Origin of the sequence: Paenibacillus amylolyticus, assembly GCF_003719335.1 — a bacterium.
Classification (GTDB): domain Bacteria; phylum Bacillota; class Bacilli; order Paenibacillales; family Paenibacillaceae; genus Paenibacillus; species Paenibacillus amylolyticus_D.
This window is the reverse complement of sequence record NZ_RIAS01000005.1, coordinates 320997-344164: the sequence shown is the minus strand read 5'-3', so window position 1 is coordinate 344164 and position 23168 is coordinate 320997. Positions and strand designations below refer to the sequence as shown.

The 23168-nt window shown below is 47.3% G+C and carries 23 protein-coding genes; 1 reads left to right on the top strand and 22 read right to left on the bottom strand.

The features are described 5' to 3' along the window. Positions 1-13: 13 nt before the first annotated feature. From EC604_RS12280 to rplS, 7 genes are all read right to left on the bottom strand, one after another. The gene (locus tag EC604_RS12280; protein ID WP_123064433.1) at positions 14-412 is read right to left on the bottom strand and encodes a YraN family protein; all 399 of its coding nucleotides are present in this window, start codon (positions 410-412) and stop codon (positions 14-16) included. After that, positions 406-717: an EscU/YscU/HrcU family type III secretion system export apparatus switch protein gene (locus tag EC604_RS12275; protein WP_123064432.1), complete on the bottom strand. Its 312-nt coding sequence runs from the start codon at positions 715-717 to the stop codon at positions 406-408. Before EC604_RS12275 ends, EC604_RS12280 begins: the two co-directional genes overlap by 7 nt. Then, on the bottom strand, positions 714-2822 hold the full coding sequence (locus EC604_RS12270; protein WP_123064431.1) for a DNA ligase: 2109 nt from the start codon (positions 2820-2822) through the stop codon (positions 714-716). Before EC604_RS12270 ends, EC604_RS12275 begins: the two co-directional genes overlap by 4 nt. Before the next feature lie 30 nt (positions 2823-2852). Further along, positions 2853-3557, bottom strand: coding sequence for a ribonuclease HII (locus EC604_RS12265; protein ID WP_123064430.1), 705 nt, complete (start codon positions 3555-3557; stop codon positions 2853-2855). 414 nt (positions 3558-3971) lie between these two features. After that, positions 3972-4835 (bottom strand): ribosome biogenesis GTPase YlqF, encoded by an 864-nt coding sequence (gene ylqF, locus EC604_RS12260; RefSeq protein WP_123064429.1) that lies wholly within the window; start codon positions 4833-4835, stop codon positions 3972-3974. A gap of 35 nt (positions 4836-4870) precedes the next feature. After that, a complete protein-coding gene (lepB, locus tag EC604_RS12255; RefSeq protein WP_111269987.1) occupies positions 4871-5491 on the bottom strand; it encodes a signal peptidase I in 621 nt (206 codons plus the stop codon). Between the two features lie 304 nt (positions 5492-5795). Further along, positions 5796-6137 carry a 50S ribosomal protein L19 gene (rplS, locus tag EC604_RS12250; RefSeq protein ID WP_024630190.1) on the bottom strand — a complete coding sequence of 114 codons (342 nt, stop codon included), beginning with the start codon at positions 6135-6137 and terminating at the stop codon, positions 5796-5798. A 406-nt stretch (positions 6138-6543) separates the two neighbouring features. Between rplS and EC604_RS12245 the strand changes: the two genes are divergently transcribed. Next, a complete protein-coding gene (locus tag EC604_RS12245; protein ID WP_192895097.1) occupies positions 6544-7491 on the top strand; it encodes a polysaccharide deacetylase family protein in 948 nt (315 codons plus the stop codon). 97 nt (positions 7492-7588) lie between these two features. Here EC604_RS12245 and trmD read toward each other — a convergent pair whose 3' ends face one another. The 15 genes from trmD to EC604_RS12170 form a co-directional block, all read right to left on the bottom strand. Next, positions 7589-8350: a tRNA (guanosine(37)-N1)-methyltransferase TrmD gene (gene trmD, locus EC604_RS12240; protein WP_123064428.1), complete on the bottom strand. Its 762-nt coding sequence runs from the start codon at positions 8348-8350 to the stop codon at positions 7589-7591. Between the two features lies 1 nt (position 8351). After that, a complete protein-coding gene (gene rimM / locus EC604_RS12235; protein ID WP_123064427.1) occupies positions 8352-8864 on the bottom strand; it encodes a ribosome maturation factor RimM in 513 nt (170 codons plus the stop codon). A gap of 292 nt (positions 8865-9156) precedes the next feature. Continuing rightward, complete coding sequence (locus tag EC604_RS12230) at positions 9157-9387, bottom strand: KH domain-containing protein (RefSeq protein WP_123064426.1); 231 nt, start codon at positions 9385-9387, stop codon at positions 9157-9159. Between the two features lie 23 nt (positions 9388-9410). Further along, positions 9411-9683, bottom strand: coding sequence for a 30S ribosomal protein S16 (gene rpsP, locus EC604_RS12225; protein WP_056700527.1), 273 nt, complete (start codon positions 9681-9683; stop codon positions 9411-9413). Between the two features lie 54 nt (positions 9684-9737). Then, positions 9738-11114 (bottom strand): signal recognition particle protein, encoded by a 1377-nt coding sequence (gene ffh / locus EC604_RS12220; protein WP_123064425.1) that lies wholly within the window; start codon positions 11112-11114, stop codon positions 9738-9740. A 68-nt stretch (positions 11115-11182) separates the two neighbouring features. Next, the gene (locus EC604_RS12215) at positions 11183-11533 is read right to left on the bottom strand and encodes a putative DNA-binding protein (protein WP_123064424.1); all 351 of its coding nucleotides are present in this window, start codon (positions 11531-11533) and stop codon (positions 11183-11185) included. A gap of 269 nt (positions 11534-11802) precedes the next feature. Further along, positions 11803-12450 carry a PAQR family membrane homeostasis protein TrhA gene (gene trhA, locus EC604_RS12210; RefSeq protein ID WP_123064423.1) on the bottom strand — a complete coding sequence of 216 codons (648 nt, stop codon included), beginning with the start codon at positions 12448-12450 and terminating at the stop codon, positions 11803-11805. 141 nt (positions 12451-12591) lie between these two features. Continuing rightward, complete coding sequence (ftsY, locus tag EC604_RS12205) at positions 12592-13605, bottom strand: signal recognition particle-docking protein FtsY (RefSeq protein WP_123064422.1); 1014 nt, start codon at positions 13603-13605, stop codon at positions 12592-12594. Between the two features lie 101 nt (positions 13606-13706). Then, on the bottom strand, positions 13707-17276 hold the full coding sequence (gene smc, locus EC604_RS12200) for a chromosome segregation protein SMC (RefSeq protein WP_123064421.1): 3570 nt from the start codon (positions 17274-17276) through the stop codon (positions 13707-13709). A 418-nt stretch (positions 17277-17694) separates the two neighbouring features. Beyond that, positions 17695-18393, bottom strand: a complete 699-nt coding sequence (gene rnc / locus EC604_RS12195; RefSeq protein WP_090923901.1) for a ribonuclease III — start codon at positions 18391-18393, stop codon at positions 17695-17697. Positions 18394-18406: 13 nt separating this feature from the next. After that, positions 18407-19645: a beta-ketoacyl-ACP synthase II gene (fabF, locus tag EC604_RS12190; protein WP_123064420.1), complete on the bottom strand. Its 1239-nt coding sequence runs from the start codon at positions 19643-19645 to the stop codon at positions 18407-18409. 174 nt (positions 19646-19819) lie between these two features. Then, positions 19820-20053, bottom strand: coding sequence for an acyl carrier protein (gene acpP / locus EC604_RS12185; RefSeq protein ID WP_024630176.1), 234 nt, complete (start codon positions 20051-20053; stop codon positions 19820-19822). Between the two features lie 151 nt (positions 20054-20204). After that, a complete protein-coding gene (gene fabG, locus EC604_RS12180; RefSeq protein ID WP_090923903.1) occupies positions 20205-20954 on the bottom strand; it encodes a 3-oxoacyl-[acyl-carrier-protein] reductase in 750 nt (249 codons plus the stop codon). Positions 20955-21209: 255 nt separating this feature from the next. Next, positions 21210-22148: an ACP S-malonyltransferase gene (fabD, locus tag EC604_RS12175; RefSeq protein WP_123064419.1), complete on the bottom strand. Its 939-nt coding sequence runs from the start codon at positions 22146-22148 to the stop codon at positions 21210-21212. Between the two features lie 25 nt (positions 22149-22173). Then, positions 22174-23163, bottom strand: coding sequence for a beta-ketoacyl-ACP synthase III (locus EC604_RS12170; RefSeq protein WP_123064531.1), 990 nt, complete (start codon positions 23161-23163; stop codon positions 22174-22176). Positions 23164-23168 lie beyond the last annotated feature (5 nt).

Below are 23168 nucleotides of genomic sequence, written 5' to 3'. Positions count from 1 at the left end.
AACTAACTCCAAGCTAAAATGCATTTTCTAGATGATTTATGGACAGGATCTCCCCGTCATGGTTCATCATCACCGCAATGACATCAAATCGAATCTGACGAGTATGTTCTCCGGTCATTTGCATATAAACGGCCGCCGTCGAACGAACCTGTTGCATTTTGCGCTGATCGACAGACTCTTGTGGAGTTCCGAATCCTGAATGGGAACTTCGGCTTCGCACCTCAACAAAAATCAACAACTCTTCACGTGCTGCAATAATATCGACTTCTCCGCTGCGACAACGCCAGTTTCGTTGTAGGATACAATAATCCTGTTCCTTTAACCAACGGCAAGCTTCCTCTTCGCCGATCTTGCCCTTCTGCTGACGAGTCAGCTTGCCACTAGGCTTCTGTCCAGATCCCTGTTCTACCATGATTCGTTATCACTTCGGCCTGAAGCAAGCCGATCGGCTCGATAAACATAGGTAAGCACTTCTGCTACCAACTGATACAATTCTGTCGGGATCTGTTCATCCAGATCCAGCTTGGAGAGCACTTCAACTAAAGCTGCGTCCTCCTGTACGGGAACGCCGTTTTCCTTGGCTTTGTCCAGAATGGCTTCAGCCACTTTGCCACGGCCTTTGGCTACGACAACAGGTGCTTCACTTTCTCCTGGAACATATTTTAGCGCAACTGCTTTTTTCGATAACAGGTCCGACTGTGCTGATTCCTCTTTCATGCCTTGAAGTCCACCCCTTTGTATCGCTCAGGGCTATAATCGGCAGCAGTCATCTTACGCTCCGTCCCGGGCTCCTGCCCTGCCGGCCAAGGTTCTGCCCGGAAGGTCAACAGCTGATATCCAAGCTTGTCCAGCGATTGATGGATCACTTCACGTCCACTCTCCAAGAGCGCTCCCATTTCTTCCCGATCATTAAGAACACGCAAACTGACAATGTTATTGACCACATGTACATCAACAAGGGTATGTCCCAAACTTTTCATATCCAAGTCAAACAGCAAACGGCAATTCGAGGCATCCAACTCCCCGCGCGGACCGCGGCGTGATTGAATCTGCACAGAGGCCGTCTGTTCCCCGTCCGGACCCGTGATGGGGATAAACCAGTGCATTTGCGCAAACGCTGCACCGCGATCGGTTGTAAGCAATAGCTGCTGACCTGTCAGGTATTGTATGGCTTGATTGGCGGCATCTTTCAGCGCCGCCGGAGCACTATCGCTGCTGGCCAGTTGCAGCAGCAAACCCTTGAGCGTGTCCGTGTTCGCCGGACTCGCTGCCTCACCCAAGCGCGGCTGCATCGCCGCGCCGTGAACGGCCTGCTGCTCGTGCTCCGCACCGAGCAGCTTCAGCACGCGCCCCACCCACGGGTCTCCCCCGTGGGTGACGGGCGCGGGCGCCGCCGCTCCTGCAGGTGCGGCGGCAACACCGCCAGCCGGCTGCGCATCAGCGCCGGCTGGCAAGGGCTGCGGCGAGCCTACGGCAGCCGCAGCCGCTGGGCCGCCCTGCTGCGCAGCAGGGGCGGCTTGCGTTGCCGCACCCGGCTGTGCCGGTGCGGCAGTGGACGCGCCGCGCAGCGCGTCCAGCAGCGCAAGTAGCTTTGGCGCCAGCTGTGCTGGCGTAGGCGCTGCTTGCGCTGCCTGCCCTGCTGCGGACGGTGTTGCCGCAGAAGCAGGCGTGTCTGCGCGGCCGTCTGCACGCACGGCCGCACCTTCCGGCTGGCCAGCACTTGCACGGCCAGCCGCAGCTTCCGCCGCCCCCGGTGTGCCCGGGCGGCTTACAACTTGGCCCGCATCCGCAGCGCGCGGCGGGCCTTCCCCAGGTATTCCAGTGCCTGACGGAATACCTGCATTCCCTTTGCCAGCCGTTTCCGCTTGGCTGGCAACTTCCTTCGCAGCAGCATCAGCCCCTGTCTGTCCACTATTCGCCTGGCCTGCATTCAGCGGCACGTTCCCATTCCCTTTAACCTGCTGCTGTGTGCTTTCTACTGCACCTTCCACGCCAGTTGCAGCAACTGTTGCACCCGTCGCTTGAGTAGTCTGAACCTGATTCGGCTGTGATGCCGCAGGAGAGACTAATGGCGTTCCAACTCCCGGTCTGCTCACATTTACCGCTGGCGTGCTTTCTTCCGGCTGAATAGCCACATTCGGAAACGTTGCAGAAGCTCCAGCCTGTCCTGTAGTCGCTCCTGCTTTCGAGCTTGCTGCTCCGTCAAGAAGCGGCTTACCTGCCACCGTTTGAGACAAAAGTGACTCCAGTTGATCTGCAAGACCACTTAACAACTGGTGCAAAGGAGGTCCAAATACGGTCTGATGTAATCCTTTCACCGTTTCTGCCGTAACAGGCAACCCACGCTGGAAGGCAATGCCTGCCGCCTGTATCCATTCCTCCACAGGCACCTGTGCAGGTTTGGCTCCCATCATGTTTTGCACCATCGCTATATTATCCTTGGTCAGCGGAAGCCCACTCCGTTGCATGGCAAGAAGCAGTTCCCGGTTGTCTTTGGTATCCACCAAGCCTACCTCTTGCAACAAATTATTCAATGAAGCCTGTGGTAATTCTGCAAGAGAACCAGCAACTGGTTTCATTACGGTTATACCATTTTCACCTGGAGGCTGAACCTGCAGAAGTGTCGTCTCACCCGGACGGAGCGGAGTCTCCAGTTTTGCACGCACTTGTACTCCTTGAATCTGAAGTACAGCCTCTCCACCATCATCCGATACACTGACGACAGATCCACGAACGACCTGACCTTCCTTTAGTTCAAGTGGCTTAACATTTCCGGGTTTACTGTCTCCCATTAAACCACGAATCATGGAGCTGATATTCAACTCGTTCCCCTCCTTTCCGTTCCCGTTCATTTAAAACAACGTTTGTTGCTCACCTAATAAATTACCGAGAAAGCTACGCCGATGCATCGGTGTTGCGCCGAGTGCCATAATCTGTTCCCGATGAAATTGAGTTGCATATCCTTTATGTACCGACAAACCATATTGTGGGTATAACGTATCCCATTCTTCCTTGCACAGCCGATCTCTCGTTACCTTGGCCACAATGGAAGCCGCAGCGATCGATTGGCTGTTTGCATCCCCTTTAACAATAGATAACTGCGGTATATTCAAATCCACCTTTTCCGCGTCCACCAGCATGTAATGAGGTGTTACATCAAGTGCCTCTACGGCACGTTTCATGGCTAGTCTGGCGGCCTGTTTAATATTCAGACGATCAATCGTTTCCGCATCTGCATATCCTACACCTACAGCCAGCGCGTTCTCCATAATGATGTCATATAACGTATCACGCTTCTTCTCTGACAACTTTTTAGAATCATTGACCCCTTCCAAAATAAGCCCTTGGGGCAGGATCACTGCAGCCGCTACCACATCTCCAAACAAACATCCGCGTCCCACTTCATCAATTCCTGCGATATATTCAAACCCGCTCCCCCAATACTCCCGCTCATACAACAAAAGATCCCGGGGTTCGCTAGTTTCTTTTTTCTTTTTCTTCGATTTGCGTTGCAGTTCTGGCAATGCAAGCTCCGGCATTTCATGGTTTGCTGTCATTCTGTTCATCTCCTCACCCATGTTTCATCTAACTGTGTAATCCCATGTAATGTATATAATTAAATTAGACGTAGGCCATCGCATATTTGTTCTGCTTAACCGTATTACTGCACAATGTTTCATGTTAAAAGTATTCATAAAAATATCCTGATGTCTTCATTTATCGGTTGTCATAGCTTTAAATTGAATACATACAAACTCATGTTCTGCAAATTTTCAACATCATTTATCATAGCATGATTTCAGGACAGCTCCTATACAGAACAAACAATTCCACAAAGCACACTTAAATTCATTTTTTTACCATATTTACGCTAGGTTTATATCCCCTGTAGCCTTCAAAACACAAAAAAAAGCCGTTCCCGGTAATCCGGTAACGGCCGCTTCTTTCGGCTCTTGTAAGGATATTTTCGATTAGTAAGGAGCTTCCATGGAGAAACGCCCCATCTTGCCTGCTCGTAACTCCCGCAGAAATGCTCGCGATGCCTTCTCCAGATCAATCCGTCCGCCACTGATGACACACCCGCGGATTCGGCCGACCTGCTCCATAATGGCAATAACGCTGTCCGAATCATCCGCATCTCTGGAGAACTCCTGAAGACCATATCTCTCTTCCAGCGCATCCCAATAATAACGCATCAGGTAACTGATTCCGAAAAATGCGATATCTTCTGCATTCAGGATTTCTTCTTTGATCGCACCCGTTACAGCAAGACGGTATCCCACATTTTGATCTTCGAATTTCGGCCACAGAATACCTGGTGTGTCCAGCAGTTCCATGTCCTTGCCTGCTTTAATCCATTGCTGGCCTTTGGTTACACCTGGACGATCTCCAGTTGCAGCAATGCTCCGTCCAGCCAAACGATTGATCAATGTGGATTTACCTACGTTGGGAATACCGACAATCAATCCTCGAACGGCTCGGGGATTAATGCCTTTTGCCAGTTGACGATCAATCTTCTCCTTTAGAAGAAGTCGTGCCTGAGCAGGAATATCTTTGACATTCGTACCTGTCGAAGCATCCACAGGGAACGCTGTAATGCCTTCTTTTTTAAAATACTCAATCCACTCTTGCGTCACTTTGGCATCCGCCAAATCCGACTTGTTCAGCAAAATCATGCGGGGTTTATCCATCAAAATTTCGTCAATCATCGGATTACGGCTGGAGACAGGCAGACGGGCATCCAATAGTTCGATGACCACGTCAATGAGCTTCAACTTGTCCTGAATCTGGCGTCTGGCTCGGGTCATATGACCTGGAAACCATTGTATCGTCACCTTGTCTTCACCTCATTTAATACATACTTTAGATTTTAGTGGTTGATCCACTTAATTTCTCCAATAGGCCAGAAAATAACATCCGCACGGCCAATAATATCTTTCAGCGATACATATCCGATCATTCGGCTATCTGTACTGTTTGGTCGATTATCCCCCATAACAAACACATGACCCGCTGGCACTTTACCATCTGGGAATTGTTCATTCGGGAAATCCTTCACGTTATACGTTCCACCGTTAGCTTCAGCCGCATCAATAGCGCCCTGGATATAGGTCTCATTCACCTTTTGTCCATTGACCGTTACCGTGTCCCCCTGAACCTGCACCGTATCTCCCGCTACCGCGATAACACGTTTAATGAAATCCCGTCCTTCGGAAGGTACATGGAAGACGATGACTTCACCACGTTTTGGCTCACGGATATCGTACAGAATCTCATTGACAATGACACGTTCTCCTGTCGAGAAATTCGGTTGCATGGACGGCCCGTCCACCACAAATGGTTTAAAAAGCAACCAGCGAATCAGAATGACAAGCACGAGTGCAATGACAATGGCCTTCAACCACTCGACAATTTCATTTTTCGCTTTTTTGGATCGATTATTTTTTTCTTCCGCAGGTATGCCCTGGTCCTGTTGAACTTCTTGTTCCATTCAAGATCTTCCTCTCTTCACAGTACATGATTATAGCAGTATACATTCAGCTTTTTGCTTCCTCCCTACATAAGACTAGAGAAAACAAATTATTCAACTCAGTTATGTAATTCTTGCAGCCAAGCATTACAACCATACATTGAACCACAATTCAAATGCCTTGGATAACTGATTTCGCAATCCTCCCGGACTTTACGCCGCATATCCGCCATACCATTTTACTCGGAAGTGTACCTCCGGTTCAACTTTTCCCGGACAAAAACGAAAAGGGCTTGTCTCCAAGCCCTTCCCGGTATCCGTTATATTAACGAATTTCTTTAATTCTCGCTGCTTTACCGCGTAGTTCACGAAGATAATAAAGCTTCGCACGACGCACTTTACCACGGCGAGCCACTTCGATTCTATCGATTTTAGGGGAATGAAGCGGGAAAGCTCTTTCCACACCTACACCGTAAGAAATTTTACGAACTGTAAAAGTCTCACTGATTCCACCACCACGGCGTTTAATCACAACACCTTCGAACAATTGGATACGCTCACGAGTTCCCTCGATTACCTTAACGTGCACTTTCAAAGTGTCACCAGGACGAAAACTCGGAATATCTTTGCGAAGTTGTTCTTGTGTAATCGCTTGAACGATATTCATCTATGACTCCCTCCTTCCGTACAGGCGTTCATACTTCTTCCAGAGATCACCTTGTCTCTTTCATTATCCATAGAGGACCGCCGTATTCCACATAACAGAATTATTATATCACGTGGCATATTAAAACACAAGCTAAAATAAACAAATTTATAATAGATCATCTTACATACATCTGTGTTTTTTTATCATCAGCCCATAGTTCGCAATTCTCGTATCCACTTCTTCTCTTCTTAGAAAATAGGTGAAAAGTTTTGGTCCATTTTTAAAAAGTCAACCGCTCTCGTGGATAAAATAATGTAACTTTCCGACATAGAAGATCGTCTATCATGTACTTAAAAGCTCATTACACGAGCAGCGTAACGAATTTTAAGAAATAGATGAATGCTAAAGGAGAACCAGGAGAGACATGAAATACTTCAAAAAATTATTGTTAGCCGCACTTGCATTACTCACATGCACCGTTACATTATACGCTTATGCTGTTAATCATCCCACCAACGCGTTATCCCACAAGGCATGCTCGTCTTGGAATATCGTACAACGTAAATTCTTCACGTTAACTCACTCGGACTTTTCGCTTCGTTCCAAGCTGGATCGCTCTAACTTTGTTATCAAACAAGGCACGGCTACAAAAGTTCCTGTTCTCATGTATCATTATGTTACGCCAAAAGTAGACAATCACGAGCCAAAGAATAAATCCATCATTGACCTGGATGTGTTTGAGCAGAATATGAAATATTTATACGAAAGTGGGTACCGAACCGTTACTCTGGCTCAGCTTGAACAATACGTTAACGGTGAAATCTCTCTACCCGAGAAATCATTTGTCATTACCTTTGATGACGGATATCAAAACAATTATACGCTGGCTTATCCCATACTCAAAAAATATCATTTCCATGCGTCCCTTTTTGTCATAGGTAGCCGAATTCAGTCCACACCAGTCGCTTTTAACCCTAATAAAAAAAGCGATATCTCCAAGCAAGAGATGGCCGCAGGAAGCGATGTATTTGAGTATAATAGCCATACCTTTAACCTGCATCACAAAGGATATATGGTATGTGGAGACGATCTGCCCGTTACGCTGGATACAAGCCTGCTGGATCACGATATTGAACAGATCAAACATATCGGTATCAATACGCCCTATATTGCCTACCCTTATGGATATTTCAGTGAACAAATGATTTACAAACTCCATCAGCATGGATATCGCATGGGATTCACGGTTAGACCCGGATTCGTTCACCCTGGGGATTCACCTATGGTTTTACCTCGCTTAACCGTTACAAATGATACCGATCTCCCTACCCTGCTACAAACGGGTTCCAATATACTCAGTGAGCGGTTCTAGACTAGTATTACTTTCAAACGAATAATTCAATTCTGCCTTGATTAATTCAAAAAGCCGATGGATACAGTCTAAGCTGTCCACTCGGCTTTATCTTTAATTATTTCTTATCTTGTTCGGCACGGTACTGCTCCAGCCATTTCCGTTCCTTCTCTGTCAGATCTGCCGACTCTAACAATTCAGGTCTGCGCTCCAACGTACGAATCAGCGACTGTTCTCTCCGCCAAGCCTCGATATTCAGATGATGCCCAGACAAGAGCATATCCGGCACCTTCATGCCTCTAAATTCCGGTGGGCGGGTGTAATGAGGGTACTCAAGCAACCCCGTACTGAACGAATCTGTCACTGCACTTGTCTCGTTCCCTAGTACGCCTGGAATCAGCCGCACAATGCTATCAATGGCCACCATGGCAGGTAGTTCTCCGCCAGTCAGCACATAGTCACCGATAGATAGTTCATCCGTCACCAGAAATTCACGGATACGTTCATCATATCCCTCATAATGACCGCAAATAAAGATCAGATGATCTTCTTGAACCAGTTCTTCCGCCTTTTTCTGTGTAAACGTCTCGCCCTGTGGACACATCAGAATAATCCGGGGAGCTTTCATCGTGGAGGCAGCTTCTCCACGCTGTTCCAAAACATCCTCTACGGCAGCAAAAATCGGGTCAGGTTTAAGCACCATGCCTCCACCGCCGCCATAAGGTGCATCATCGACAGTGTTATGTTTATTGGTTGCGTAATTGCGGAAATTGGTCGCCCCAAGCGAGACAAGCCCCTTGGTCTGTGCTTTACCCAGAATGCTCGTGCCGAACACTCCATCGAACATTTCCGGAAATAACGTTAATACATCCACCTTCATGTTACAGCAGTCCTTCCATCAGGTGAATCTTGACCAGCTTCTGCTCTACATCCACATCCAGAACAACATCGTCGATAACCGGAATCAGAACTTCTTTTCCCGCTGGGGTTTTGACTACCCATACATCATTCGCACCTGGGGTGAGAATCTCCGAAATCGTTCCGAGTGTCTCTCCCTCTTCCGTAATGACAGCACACCCTACGATTTGGTGGAAGTAATATTCCCCTTCTTCAAGTTCAGCAAGGTTTTCCTTGGATACTTTCGCTATCCCCCCCTTGAACTTCTCCACTTCGTTAATGTTGCCGTATTCTTTCAGACGAACGATATACATATTTTTATGCAAACGCGCAGATTCCACTGTAACCGGCACCGGACGATTATCCGGGGTAAACAAAAATAATTCAGCATTCTTGGCGAAACGTACTTCTGGAAAATCAGTCAAAGGCATGATCTTTAACTCGCCGCGAATTCCATGCGTATTTACAACTTTACCTACATTCATAAACTCTGCCATACAATCCTCCTACGAAATTCAATCAAAATGATAACCGATTACACCCACACTCCGCAGTCAGAAACATCTTCCGATCGCTGTTATCCCCGGATATCTTGAATATATTATCAAAAGGTTGATATCCCGTGCTAAAGGCGAACACTTCGTTTCTTCAGATTTTTTCTGCCCGCTCCGTTAAAGTGTAATCTCCAAATTAATTTTAATCCTAAATTCCCATTAAACAATTAAATGATAAGTTCAGCATGCACGAAAAGGGGCTAGGACATTCATCCTAACCCCCTTTCGTATATCTTTAAGATATGATATCGACGGTAACCCGTTTATCCATCTTAACTGCTGCTGATGTGACGACCGTACGAAGAGATTTTGCGATTCGTCCCTGTTTTCCGATCACCTTTCCGACATCGTCGGGATGCACCGTCAACTCATAAACGACAAGCCGGTCTTTCTCAACCGTCCGAACCGCCACATCATCCGGATGATCGACCAAAGCCTTAGCAATTATGCTTACTAATTCTTCCATAGATGACCCTCCGAATCAGCACCTTATTTAGATAATTTGGACTCGTGGAATTTCTTCATCACGCCCGCTTTGCTGAGCAAGTTGCGGACAGTGTCGGATGCTTGCGCACCGTTTTGAAGCCATTGCAATGCTTTATCTTCATCGATCTTAACAACAGCCGGTTGTTCAACCGGGTTGTAGTAACCGATCTCCTCGATAAAACGACCGTCACGTGGGGAACGGGAATCCGATACCACTACGCGGTAAAAAGGAGCTTTGTGAGCACCCATACGTTTCAGACGAATACGAACTGCCATTTGAAAATTCACCTCCTTCAATGAAATCTGGTTCCCATGTAAGCTATTGTTCAATCAACGGAAAGGAAACTTCATTCCTTTGCCGAGACCTTTCAACTGCTTCATTGCTTTGTTCTTGCCGCCTTTAGGGCCCATCATATCCGAGAACTGCTTCATCATGCGGCGCATCTCATCAAACTGCTTGATCAGACGATTCACCTCTGCAAGCGACGTTCCACTTCCGGTAGCAATCCGCTTCCGGCGGCTATGGTTAATCATATCCGGGTTACGTTTCTCTTCGGTTGTCATCGAATAGACAATCGCTTCGATCCGGCCCATCTGTTTATCATCAACCTTCAGGTCTTTCGCTTGTTTCATCTTGCCCATACCCGGAATCATATCCATGATCTGGTCAATTGGTCCAAGCTTTTTCACCTGATCCATCTGCTCCAGGAAATCCTCGAACGTGAATTCTGCATTCCGCATCTTCCGTTCCATTTCCTTCGCTTTCTCGGTATCAATATTGGACTGTGCCTTTTCAATCAAGGACAACATGTCACCCATACCAAGAATACGTGAAGCCATACGTTCCGGATGGAATGGCTCCAGTGCATCAAGTTTCTCTCCCAGGGAAGCAAACTTGATCGGACAGCCTGTAACTGCTTTAACAGACAGTGCCGCACCACCACGCGTATCGCCATCCAGTTTGGTCAGTACAACTCCGGTCAGATCAAGTTGCTGATTAAAGTGCTCTGCCACATTAACAGCATCCTGGCCTGTCATACTGTCAACAACCAGCAATACTTCATCCGGGGTTACTACACTGTGAATCTGACGCAACTCTTCCATCAATTCTTCATCAACATGTAAACGTCCGGCCGTATCCACGATCACATAATCATGTCCGTTATCTTTTGCATGTTGCAAACCTTGGCGAGCAATTTCCACCGGGCTTGTCTGATCACCAAGGGTGAACACTGGCGCCTTCAACTGCTCTCCCAGAACTTGCAATTGTTTGATCGCAGCCGGACGATAAATATCACCTGCAACTAACAAAGGTCTGCTATTTTGCTTTTGCAACATTTTTGCCAGTTTACCGGAAGTCGTCGTTTTACCCGCACCCTGTAAACCAACCATCATAATGACCGTAGGTGGTTTGTTTGCCTTCGCCAGCTTAGCCTGACTTCCACCCATTAACTCTGTTAACTCTTTGTTAACAATGTCAATGATGACCATTCCGGGTGTAAAGCTGTCCATTACTTCTTTGCCGACAGCCTTCTCTTTCACTTTGGCGATGAATTCCTTGACCACTTTGAAGTTTACATCCGCTTCAAGCAATGCCAGACGTACTTCGCGCATCGCTTCGGCTACGTCTTCGTCAGACACCTTGCCTTTGCCGCGCAACTTGCTGAACACATTCTGCAATCGGGTCGTTAATCCTTCAAATGCCATGATCCCACCTCCTTCATGCTTCCATTCCATTTTAGGACCGATTCGTCTCACTTCACTGCAAACAATGGTTATTCTCCCAGCAAAGCAACGAGATCGTGTATTGGTTTGTTGTTATCCACGGTAACGCCAGCGCGTTCCAGTGCTTGTTGTAAATCTTCAAGGCAGCGGCTGCGTCTTTCATACTTCTCCAGCAAGCCAAGCTTGCTTTCATAGTTTTCGAGTACTTGCTCAGCACGCTTGATATGTTCGTATACCGCCTGGCGGCTGATCTCAAACTCGGCTGCAATTTCACCAAGTGAAAAATCATCATGAAAGTAATATTTCAGAAACGTTTGCTGCTTCTCTGTCAACAGTGATTCATAAAAGGCAAACAGCAAGTTAATCCGGTTTGTTTTCTCAAGCCGGTTTTCTTGACTCATATCGGGGCACTCCCTTCGTCAAGGAAAAACACTTTACACTCTTGCAACGTTCCTAATAATACCTAAAACAAATCAGGATGTCAAGCAAAAATACTTGTCACAATAAAAAGAGATGAAAAGCCTGCCATGGACAGTTTAAAAATGCCATCTATAGGCGTTATAAGGCCTTATTTTCTTTCTATTCCATAAAGCAAACTAGAAGCCTTTCAACCCCGTACCAAAATAAAAAACGAAACATCCCTAAAGAAGAGACGCTTCGTTTAACGCTTCTAACGAAGCGGAGTCAGATAGATTAAAACCGCAAAGAAATGCAGAATACTGCCTGCCAGTACAAACAGATGCCAGATCGCATGGTGAAACGGGAAACCTCTCCATACATAGAACAATGTACCCAGCGTATACATCAGGCCTCCTGCAACCAACAACACAATCCCACCTGTGGGAATGACTGTCACAAGCGGTTGCCAAGCAATAACGATCAGCCACCCCATCGCGATGTAGAAGATCGTCGACATAAACAGAAACTTCTTGGTGAAAAAGGCTTTGAAGATCACTCCGGCCAGTGCAATGCCCCAGATGACACCGAATAGCGTCCAGCCCAGTGTTCCACGAACTGCGACGAATAAAAACGGTGTATATGTGCCTGCAATAAACAGATAGATGGAAGAGTGGTCAAAAAACTCAAACAAATCTTTTGCCTTTCCCTCTTTGAGCGCGTGCACCAATGTTGAATTCGTATAGAGCATCAGCATGGTAATACCATAGATTGTAAAACTTACAACATGCCAGGCCGTGCCTTTCATACTGGAGAATACAATTAACAACACTAACGCAGCTACACTAAGCGCAGCACCAATTCCATGTGTCACGGCATTAGCGACCTCTTCACGGCGGGAATAGGTATAGGTATTGGCCATATCAACCTTCCTTTCTAACCCAGTACAATATCAGTTACCTTTCATTATACACGTATTGCCGATGACATTACACGTGAGCTCTCACATGATGCAGCGGCAATACGATGAATATGATTATTCGTTTACGACCCAAGATCAAGATCAGGATTGCGTATTCTCGTCTTCTGCACCCTCTGCTGGTTGCTCCTGAATTAATCCTGCAAACAACGCGTGAACAAACTGCTCAGAATCAAACTCCTGCAGATCGTCAATCTTCTCCCCAAGACCAACCAGCTTCACAGGCAGGTCCAGCTCCTGACGAATCGCAACCACAATACCACCTTTAGCTGTTCCATCAAGCTTGGTCAACACAAGACCCGTTACACCACTTTTCTCACCGAAAAGTTTGGCCTGATTCAGCGCATTTTGTCCTGTCGTGGCATCCAGCACCATCAGCACTTCATGTGGCGCACTTGGAATCTCACGCTGAATGACACGATAGATTTTGTTCAGCTCGTCCATCAGGTTGCTTTTATTTTGCAAGCGGCCTGCCGTATCACATAACAACACATCGGCTCCGCGCTGCTTCGCCGCCTGCACCGCATCATACATAACAGCAGCCGGATCAGAACCGGATTGCTGTTTGATCACATCTACGCCGGCACGCTGTCCCCATACTTCAAGTTGCTCGATCGCTCCAGCGCGGAACGTATCGCCCGCTGCCATAATGACTTTTTTCCCCTGTTGCTTGAAACGGTGAGCCAGCTTGCCGATCGTGGTTGTTTTACCAACACCGTTCACACCAACAAACAAAATAACTGTAATGCCATCCGGATTCATTTTCAGTTCATTGTTTTGTTCCCCACGAAGCAAATCTGTCAGTTTCTCGGACAACACAGGCTGCAACTCGGCCGCATCCTCAATTTTGCGTTTCTTCACTTCTGCGCGCAGGTCTTCGATCAGATTCATGACCGTATTGACACCTACGTCTGCTCCGATCAGAATTTCTTCAAGTTCCTCGTAAAATTCCTCATCAATTTTTTTGCGGCGAATGACCAGATCGGTTACTTTTTCCACAAGCCCTTTGCGTGTCTTTTCCAGGCCATCCTTGAACTGTTTCGTGACGGACTCCGTTTTACTTGCAATGCTGTCCCGTAGCTTTTTAAAGAAACTCATAAAGCCCCTCCATCGTGTACATAATTAAATCGTTAATAGTAATGTTTTTTTGTAAAAATGAAATGAATCCTTATTTGAAGCGCGCATTAGTCTCGATGCAATTAGGCAATTTCCGCTTCCTCATCTTCCAGTTTAACCGAAACAAGCTTGGATACTCCGCCCTCTTCCATCGTAACCCCATATAGGACATCTGCTTCTTCCATCGTGCCTTTCCGGTGAGTAACCACAATAAATTGGGTTTGTTCAGAGAACTCACGCAAGTACTGGGCAAAACGAACGACGTTCGCCTCATCCAGTGCAGCCTCGACTTCGTCCAGTACGCAGAATGGTACAGGTTTCACGTGCAGAATGGCAAAGAGCAGTGCCATCGCTGTTAAGGCCCGTTCTCCGCCAGACAACAGCTGCAGATTTTGCAGTTTCTTACCTGGTGGCTGGGCTACGATATCAATGCCTGTTTCGAGGAGTCGCTCAGGGTCCATCAGAACCAAATCAGCACGGCCTCCGCCAAACAGCTTTGTGAATACAGTGCCGAATTCGCGGCGAATCGCATCAAACGTAATTTTGAACCGCTTCGCCATTTCATCTTCCATTTCCTTAATGACCTGATACAGTGTCGTTTTGGCTTCCACCAAATCATTTTTCTGTTCGTTCAGGAACTCATACCGCTCATTCACACGCTGGAACTCTTCGATTGCACCGAGGTTCACATCGCCAAGAGCCGATATCGCACGTTTTAGCTTCTGTACCTCTGCTTGTGTGCTCTCCACATCCTCGGGTACTGGATAACGTTCTTTGGCAAGCTCATAGCCTAACTCATATTCATCCGTCAGCTTACGCAAAATATTTTCCAGTTCAACATCCAGACGGTTCACAGAAATTTCAGTCTGACGCATCTGCTCTTCCACGGCTTTGAGCTGTGTGCGCTGCTCCTTCGTTTCACTCTCGGCCAGCTCCAGCTTTTGGGACAGTTCACTGCGCGCGGCACGTTTGAAGTCCAATTCTTGAGAAGCCTGTGCCTTTTTAAGCTTGTACTCGTTTAAATCTTCAATCTGTTTTACACTTTCACTCTGTGTTTTCTTGAAATCCGCTTCCATTGAAGCGAGCAACGTACGATTCTGACGCAGATCTTTGACTAGTGAATCGACCTCTCGCTCCAGTCTCCGCAATTGCTCCTCATTTGAGAAGCGTTCCTGATCCAGCTTGCCTTCCCGCACTTTCAGTTCGGTCAACTGCGTTTGCAGCTCTTCTTTTGCAGACTCATTGGCCTTCCGGGCAAACTCTGCCGCATGAATAGCGCGATGAGTTGCTCTCTCCTCTTCCTCAAGCTGCTCAAGTTTCTTCTCCGCTTCAAGCCGGGATTTGTCCAGTTCCTTGATTTCTTCGGTGAAACCACTCTTTTCCTGACCTGCCACAGCAACTTGCTCCAATACGTGGCGCAGTTCATGTTCTAGCTGCTTCATCTCCATCGAGGCTTGTTGCTCTGCATTTCGGGTATCGTCACCAGACTGACGTAACTGATCCAGTTTATCCTGACACTGCTCCAGCTGAGTTTTGACGTCTTCCACACTTCGATGCAGCTTCACAATCTGCTGCTCGGTATCCAGAATATCTTGATCCAGCTGATCCAGCTGCCGCTTGCGGCTGAGCAGACTGCCATTCTTTTTGTGCTGGCTGCCGCCTGTCATGGAACCGCCAGCGTTGACGACATCTCCTTCGAGGGTTACAACGCGGAAACGATACTGACAACGCGCTGCAATTTTATTCGCAAACTCCAACGTTTCTGCAATAATGACATTGCCGAGCAAGCTGCCGATAATTGAGGCATATCTTGAGTCATACTGTACCAGTTCAGCACCGATGCCGACAAAACCATCCATCCCCTCAACCATCGAACGTTCGCCAGCACCGATTGAACGGGGACGAATAACGTCCAGCGGAAGAAAGGTTGCACGTCCTAGTTGGCGTTGCTTCAAGAAAGCAATAGCCTGTCTCGATACTGCCTCGTTCTCCATGACGATATGCTGTAGCGCAGCCCCCATCGCTGTTTCTACCGCAAGTTCGACCTTCTCAGGAACTTTAACGAGTTCTGCCACTGCACCATGTACTCCGTTTAGCGTCCCTTTCCGAGAAGCTTTGAGCACTTCTTTTACACCCAGCATGAAGCCGTCAAAATCATCCTGCATTTCTTTCATCGTATCCCGGCGGGACACTTGTGCCTCACGCTTTTGCTCCCATTTACGTACGGTGCTGCGGCTCTCTTCCAAAAGTTTTTGCAACGACTGTAGCCGTTCACTTTCCGAAATATAACCCCCGCGCAGTTCACTGATTTCCTTACCTAACCGAACCACTTTTTTCTGAATGTCAGCTTTACGGCCTTCTAACGTTTCTTTCTGTTCTTCCCATTTGCCGGATTCTTCTGATGCACGGTTCATTCTGCGCTCCAGCGTTTCTTTCTGCTGATCCACATACCGTATTTCGTTTCGCGCCTGCGCCATCTGATTCATCAGTTCCAGCAAGTTCCCTTTGAGGCTCTCCTCCTGTTGCTGACTTATTCCGCCCGTAACACCAACCAGCTTGGCTTCTTCTTCAGACAAGCGATTTTTCACATCAGCCAGTTCCAGTTCAAGCTTGCTAAACTTCTCCCGCAAGGCAATCAGCTCAGCTTCACGCTCCCGATGTCTCTCCTCGCTCACCGCGAGCGTTTCCCTCAGTTGCTCCTGATTCGCTTGCAGATGCCGCGCTCGCTCCCGAAGCAGTTCCCCATGCCCTTCGCTTTTCTCTGTTGCCTCACTAAACTGCAGCAAAGCAGATTGAAGTTCTTCCGTCTCCGCTTCCAACAGACGCAGTGCATTCCGATCATTCTCCAGCTTCGCGTCATGCGTTGATACAATCGCCGCTAATCCAACCTCTTCGTGTTTGAGTGATTCCAGACGTTCGCTCGCTTTGCTCCAGGAAGCATGAATCTGTTCAATCTGATACACATACATCGAAATTTCCTTCGATTTGAGTTCGGAACGAAGTTGTTTGTAATGCATGGCTTTCTCGGATTGTTCTTTAAGCGGGCCGATCTGATCTTCCAGTTCGGTTACAAGATCGTGAATACGCAGCAGATTTTGCTCTGTCTCATCTAGCTTGCGCGTTGCATCGCGTTTGCGGGATTTATATTTAACGATCCCTGAAGCCTCTTCAAAGATTCCCCGACGATCCTCGGAACGAGTACTCAAGATCTCCTCAATTCGTCCTTGTCCAATAATCGAGTAAGCCTCTTTACCAATCCCCGTATCCATAAACAGTTCGGTAATATCTTTCAGGCGACAGGATTGTTTATTGATAAAATACTCACTGTCCCCGCTGCGATGAACACGGCGGGTCACGGTCACTTCACCGAAATCCAGAGCGAGTGCATGATCCTCGTTGTCCAGTGTAAGGGAAACCTCTCCGTAGTTGACAGCTTTACGCGCATCGCTGCCTGCAAAAATAATATCTTCCATTTTACCGCCACGGAGTGACTTTGCACTTTGTTCCCCCAATACCCAGCGAATTCCATCGGATATATTACTTTTACCGCTTCCGTTCGGACCTACAACTGCTGTAATGCCACGAACAAATTCCATTTCCGTTTTGTCGGCGAATGACTTGAATCCACCCAACTCTATTCGTTTCAGAAACATAGGGCTTCTCGTCACCTCCTCTTGCAAATTTCAATTAATGCTTTCAGCACCTATATAAGTTGAACTAAAGATTTTACACAGCCCACTCCGATGACAGAATAACCATCCAATCGCTGTTATCCCCAGATTTTTTTGATTCCCTTTTCCAAAGGGGAAAATCCGGTGATAAAGGCGAAGCTTATGCTTCCGATGTAGCTTTCTTGCAGAAAGCTTTTAGCTTCGCTTTTCCAGGTTTTTTCTGTCCTCTCCGTTAGAGTGTAAATGAATAGTTCAACTTATATAGTAAAAGATCCGATAATGCCTCCCGAGTCTCTTTACAAAAAAAAGAGCAAAAAGCAGTCCGGCCGATTACTTCCGCCGGGGCGGGCCCGCGGGCTGCTCTTTGCTCTTCGTTTGTCTAAGCTCTGCCTGGTACAATTCAGGCCTCTGGAAGCTTCAATCGTTCAAGCGCCGCAGATGCTGCCTGTTGTTCCGCCTCTTTTTTGGAGCGTCCTGTACCTCGGCCAAGTCTTTCTTGGCCCATATGGACTTCCGAGACAAACTCACGTTCATGGGCTGGTCCCCGCTCTTCGACGATCCGGTACTCCAGAGCCCCCATATTGTGATGCTGTGTGAGTTCCTGCAGCTCTGTTTTGTAATCACTCATTTGCAGCTTGCTGCCAACAACGATTAACGGAAACACATGCTGATCCAGAAATGCTCGCACAGGTTCAAGACCCTGATCCAGGTATAATGCACCAATAAATGACTCGAACACGTCCGCCAGAAGAGCTGGACGTGTACGTCCTCCGGTTAATTCCTCACCTTTTCCAAGAAGTACATATTGTCCAAAACTGAGCGCTTCAGCAAATTTGACGAGGGAAGGTTCACAGACAATGGATGCCCGCATCTTTGTTAGTTCTCCTTCCGGACGGTTAGGATACAGATGATACAAGTACTCCGATACAGTCAACTCCAATACAGCATCGCCCAGAAACTCCAGACGTTCGTTATCCTGATGTTGACTGAATCGATGTTCGTTTACGTAAGAAGCATGGGTAAACGCTTGTTTTAGAAGCTGTCTGTTGTCAAATTTGATTTGAAGTTTTTGTTGTAACTGCTTCAGATCTTCACTCAAACGAACTAGCCCCTTATGCTTCAAATTTTTTGAGAATAATGGTGGCGTTGTGACCGCCAAATCCAAAGGAATTGGACATTGCTACATTCACTTTGGTTTGACGCGGAACGTTAGGTACATAGTCCAGATCACATTCAGGATCCTGATCTTCCAGGTTGATCGTTGGAGCCAGTGTCTGATGTGTCAGGGACAATCCGCAGATCACAGCCTCTACCCCGCCCGCAGCGCCAAGCATATGGCCTGTCATCGACTTGGTGGAACTTACGGCTAGCTTGTACGCATGATCGCCAAACGCCTTTTTGATGGCCAACGTTTCGGAACGGTCACCTACCGGTGTTGAAGTTCCGTGTGCATTGATGTAATCCACTTCTTCCGGCTGAATGCCAGCATTGCGAAGCGCCATCGTCATGCAACGTGCTGCACCATCTGGATCTGGTTCTGTCATATGGTGAGCATCACCTGTCAGACCATAACCGATTACTTCACCGTAGATTCGTGCACCACGAGCCTGAGCATGTTCCAGAGATTCCAGAATCAGAATTCCGGCACCTTCACCCATAACAAATCCGTCACGACCTGTATCAAAGGGACGGCTTGCTTTCGTAGGATCATCATTGCGTGTGGACATTGCACGCATCGCGCAGAAACCTGCAAGTCCTGTTGGCCTAATGGTTGCTTCAGCACCGCCGCAGATCATTGCATCCGCATCACCATTGGCAATCAGCTTGAACGAATCTCCAATGGAGTGTGTTCCTGTTGCACAAGCGGTAACAACGTTGATGTTTGGTCCTTTGGCACCCAGTGAAATGGACATCTGTCCAGATGCCATATTCGAAATCATCATCGGGATAAAGAACGGGCTCACACGTTTAGGGCCTTTTTGCAAAAGCGCATTGTGCTGATCTTCCCAAGTTCCTAATCCACCAATACCAGAACCAATCGATACGCCAAAACGCTCTGCATCAATGTTCTCGTTGATTTTCAGACCACTATCTTCCACCGCTTTGAAACCAGCTGCCACAGCGAACTGTACAAAACGATCCATCTTCCGTGCATCTTTTCGATCCATATATTCTTCCGGGTTGAAATCTTTGATCTCGGCTGCAATCTGTGTCGTGTATTCACTAACATCAAATGCCTCAATCTGAGAAATTCCGGACTTTCCTGCCATTAAACTGCCCCAGAACGTTTCTAAGTCTTTTCCGAGCGATGTCATTACGCCCATTCCGGTAATTACAACTCTTTGTTTCAACCGACTCACCTCTATATCGACTGCATTACGCAAGTATTTTGTGGGAATATCCGCAGACTTGAATGCAAGACGCCTCTCCAAAGATCAGCAAGCACCTTGTCTGCGGGATGTGAAAAACCAATGAATGATGAGAAGTCCCGCCTGTTCGAAAACAGGAGCGGGACTGAATTGACTTTAGGTATGAGATTGTATGTAGTTTACAACTTCACCTACGGTCGTAATTTTTTCTGCATCTTCATCAGAGATTTCCAAATCGAATTCATCTTCCAATTCCATGACCAATTCCACTACATCCAAAGAATCAGCACCCAAATCTTCTTTGAAAGATGCTTCAAGTGTAACTTCAGCTTCGTCTGCGCCCAAGCGGTCGACGACGATGCGTTTTACACGCTCCAATACATCGGACATCCGGTTCACCTCCTCCTTGGTATTATACGAGAATCGCAGGCAAAATGCCATAGAAGACATATGCGGCTCCCGGCCGGGGAACCCGGCCTTTTTCCGGCATTTCGGATCGTCCAGCGCCTGTTCCCCGACTTTGATTCAAAGTCCAGGAAATTTACATGTACATGCCGCCATCGACATGCAGTGTTTGACCTGTCATATAAGATGAAGCTTCTGATGCAAGGAATGTAACCACACCAGCAATTTCATCCGGCTGTCCCAGACGGGACAACGGAATGCCACTAAGCATACCATCGACCAGCTCTTGAGACAATTCTTTAGTCATATCGGTTTCAATGAAACCTGGTGCAACACAGTTCACCGTAATTCCGCGAGAAGCAAGTTCTCGAGCAGAAGCCTTCGTTAAACCGATAACTCCCGCTTTAGCAGCCACATAGTTGGCTTGACCCGGATTACCCAGCACGCCTACAACAGAAGAGATGTTAATAATTCTTCCTGAACGTTGCTTCATCATTGGACGTGTTACTGCCTTCAGACAGTTAAACACCCCTTTAAGATTCGTTTCGATGACTTGATCGAACTCTTCTTCTTTCATCCGCATAATGAGGTTGTCCCGTGTAATCCCCGCATTATTCACCAGAATATCGACATTGCCCCATGCTTCAAGCGTCGTTTTCACCATCTGTTCCGCTTCAACCATCTGACCTACATTCGCCTGAATCGTAATCGCCTGAACACCTTTTGCACGGATCTCCTCGGCTACTTCCTCTGCCGCAGCTTGACTACCCGCATAATTTACAGCTACATTCGCTCCGGCTTCAGCCAGGGCAAGTGCAATACTGCGGCCAATTCCGCGGGACGCTCCGGTCACTAATGCATTTTTACCTTCTAACGGTTTAGACATAACCATTCCTCCTCTCCCTGAATCTACATAAGTTGAACCTAAGTTATTTACACATGCACTAAGGTGACAGAATAACCTTCCAATCGCTGTTATCCCCAGATTTTTTTGATCCCCTTTTCCAAAGGGAAAATCCGGTGATAAAGGCGAAGCATTTGTTTCCGATGCAGCTTTCTTTCATAAGAATTTTAGCTTCGCTTTTTCAGGTTTTTCTGTCCTCTCCGCTAAAGTGTAAATAAATAGTTCTACTTATGTGATTTAATTATTTTTAAGATCAGCTGCGGTTGCTTCCAAGGTTTCAAGACTGTTTACATTGTATAATTTTACGGTTTTATCTGTTTTTTTAATCAAACCGGTTAATACATTGCCTGAACCAATCTCAATAAACGTATCCACACCTTGCTCGATCAGCCAAGTCACACTGTCTTCCCATAAAACCGGAGAATAGACCTGAGTCGTAAGCAAGTTCTGAAATTGTCCCTCTTCAGCAGGTCTTGCGGTTACATTAGCTACTACAGGAAGCTTGGCAGGTGAGAACGTAACTGTACTCAGCTTATCCGCCAGCTTCTCTGCGGCGCCTTTCATCAGTGAAGAGTGGAACGGACCACTTACTTCAAGTGCAAGTGCGCGTTTGCCGCCTGCTTCCTTCACCCGTTCTGACACGGCATCAACGCCCTCTTTTACACCTGAAATAACGATTTGTCCAGGACAGTTGATGTTGGCCAGTTCAACTGCCTGTCCGCTTTCTGATACTTCACGGCAAAGCACCCCCAGCGCTTCCCGATCTGCACCCAGTACAGCAGCCATTGCTCCTTGTCCACCTGGAACAGCTTCTTCCATATATTGGCCACGTGCCCGGACGATTCGCACAGCATCCTCAAAAGAAAGAACACCCGCTGCCACTAATGCACTGTATTCGCCCAGGCTATGACCAGCAGCATAGTCTGCCTCAATTCCTTTTTCTTTGAAAGCCTCCAGCAGTGCAATGCTCGCGGTGAGCAAAGCCGGCTGTGTATTGGATGTCTGTTTCAGCTCCGTGTCTGGTCCTTCAAAAATCAGGTTGCTCAGGGAGAAGCCCAGCGTTTCATCTGCTGTGCGAAAAACTTCCTTGGCTGCAGGTACAGACTCATATGCATCTTTGGCCATACCTACTTTTTGTGATCCCTGTCCAGGGAATACAAAAGCGATTTTACCCATTTCGTTCATCCTCCAGCTGTCTAGTTTACCATACGAGTACGGATGCGCCCCAAGTCAAACCGCCGCCGAAGCCGACCATCAAAACAGTATCTCCTGCTTTCATACGGCCTTCTTCTGCAGCTTCAACCAGTGCAAGTGGAATGGATGCTGCCGACGTGTTAGCATACTTGTCTACGTTGACAACCACTTTCTCCTCTGGAAGTTCCAGTCGTTGCATAGCCGATTGAATAATACGTACATTCGCCTGATGCGGAACGAACAGATCAACATCGGTACGATCCATGCCAGCTTTGCGAAGAACTTCAATCGTTGCTGTACCCATGACACGAACAGCAAATTTAAACACTTCACGGCCGTTCATATAAATATAATGCTTTTTATTCTCAACCGTTTCCGCACTTGCCGGCAGACGTGAACCACCGCCTTCGATTTGAAGCAGGCTGCCCCCTGCACCTTCTGCACCGAGATCAAATGCTTTGAAACCGCGGCCTTGCGGAACTTCACCAACAACGACAGCCCCTGCTCCATCACCAAAGAGCACACAGGTGTTACGGTCTGTATAATCCGTAATACGTGACAAACAATCTGCACCGATAACAAGCGCGTTATTGTACATGCCACTTTGAATGAAACTGGTTGCCGTTGCAAGACCATATACAAACCCGGAACAAGCAGCAGACAAATCAAATGCAGCAGCGCCCTTGGCACCCAATTTATCCTGCAGAATGCAAGCTGTCGACGGGAAAGAGGAATCCGGTGTAATTGTAGCAACGATAATCAGATCCAGATCACTGCCTGTCATGCCCGCAGATTCAAGCGCTCTTATCGCCGCCTCATAGGCTAAATCAGAAGTGGCTTGATCCGGTGCAGCGATATGCCGCTCCTTAATTCCTGTACGGCTGACAATCCACTCGTCATTCGTATCGACCATTTTTTCCAAATCACTGTTTGTCAAAATTTTCTCTGGTACATATTTACCTGTACCAATAATCCCTACCGGGCGCAAATTATTCATATCGT

Bases quoted from the DNA above. Each gene is read 5' to 3' on its own strand.
- trhA (WP_123064423.1), bottom strand. From the start codon at position 12,450: ATGGCCAATACCTATACCTATTCCCGCCGTGAAGAGGTCGCTAATGCC.
- rimM (WP_123064427.1), bottom strand. From the start codon at position 8,864: ATGGCAGAGTTTATGAATGTAGGTAAAGTTGTAAATACGCATGGAATT.
- rpsP (WP_056700527.1), bottom strand. From the start codon at position 9,683: ATGGCAGTTCGTATTCGTCTGAAACGTATGGGTGCTCACAAAGCTCCT.
- fabG (WP_090923903.1), bottom strand. From the start codon at position 20,954: ATGTCTAAACCGTTAGAAGGTAAAAATGCATTAGTGACCGGAGCGTCC.
- EC604_RS12215 (WP_123064424.1), bottom strand. From the start codon at position 11,533: ATGAGTCAAGAAAACCGGCTTGAGAAAACAAACCGGATTAACTTGCTG.
- ffh (WP_123064425.1), bottom strand. From the start codon at position 11,114: ATGGCATTTGAAGGATTAACGACCCGATTGCAGAATGTGTTCAGCAAG.
- ftsY (WP_123064422.1), bottom strand. From the start codon at position 13,605: ATGAGTTTCTTTAAAAAGCTACGGGACAGCATTGCAAGTAAAACGGAG.
- rplS (WP_024630190.1), bottom strand. From the start codon at position 6,137: ATGAATATCGTTCAAGCGATTACACAAGAACAACTTCGCAAAGATATT.
- fabD (WP_123064419.1), bottom strand. From the start codon at position 22,148: ATGGGTAAAATCGCTTTTGTATTCCCTGGACAGGGATCACAAAAAGTA.
- EC604_RS12275 (WP_123064432.1), bottom strand. From the start codon at position 717: ATGAAAGAGGAATCAGCACAGTCGGACCTGTTATCGAAAAAAGCAGTT.
- EC604_RS12230 (WP_123064426.1), bottom strand. From the start codon at position 9,387: ATGGAAGAATTAGTAAGCATAATTGCTAAGGCTTTGGTCGATCATCCG.
- EC604_RS12265 (WP_123064430.1), bottom strand. From the start codon at position 3,557: ATGACAGCAAACCATGAAATGCCGGAGCTTGCATTGCCAGAACTGCAA.
- lepB (WP_111269987.1), bottom strand. From the start codon at position 5,491: ATGGAACAAGAAGTTCAACAGGACCAGGGCATACCTGCGGAAGAAAAA.
- EC604_RS12170 (WP_123064531.1), bottom strand. From the start codon at position 23,163: ATGAATAATTTGCGCCCGGTAGGGATTATTGGTACAGGTAAATATGTA.
- acpP (WP_024630176.1), bottom strand. From the start codon at position 20,053: ATGTCCGATGTATTGGAGCGTGTAAAACGCATCGTCGTCGACCGCTTG.
- smc (WP_123064421.1), bottom strand. From the start codon at position 17,276: ATGTTTCTGAAACGAATAGAGTTGGGTGGATTCAAGTCATTCGCCGAC.
- EC604_RS12245 (WP_192895097.1), top strand. From the start codon at position 6,544: ATGAAATACTTCAAAAAATTATTGTTAGCCGCACTTGCATTACTCACA.
- trmD (WP_123064428.1), bottom strand. From the start codon at position 8,350: ATGAAGGTGGATGTATTAACGTTATTTCCGGAAATGTTCGATGGAGTG.
- EC604_RS12280 (WP_123064433.1), bottom strand. From the start codon at position 412: ATGGTAGAACAGGGATCTGGACAGAAGCCTAGTGGCAAGCTGACTCGT.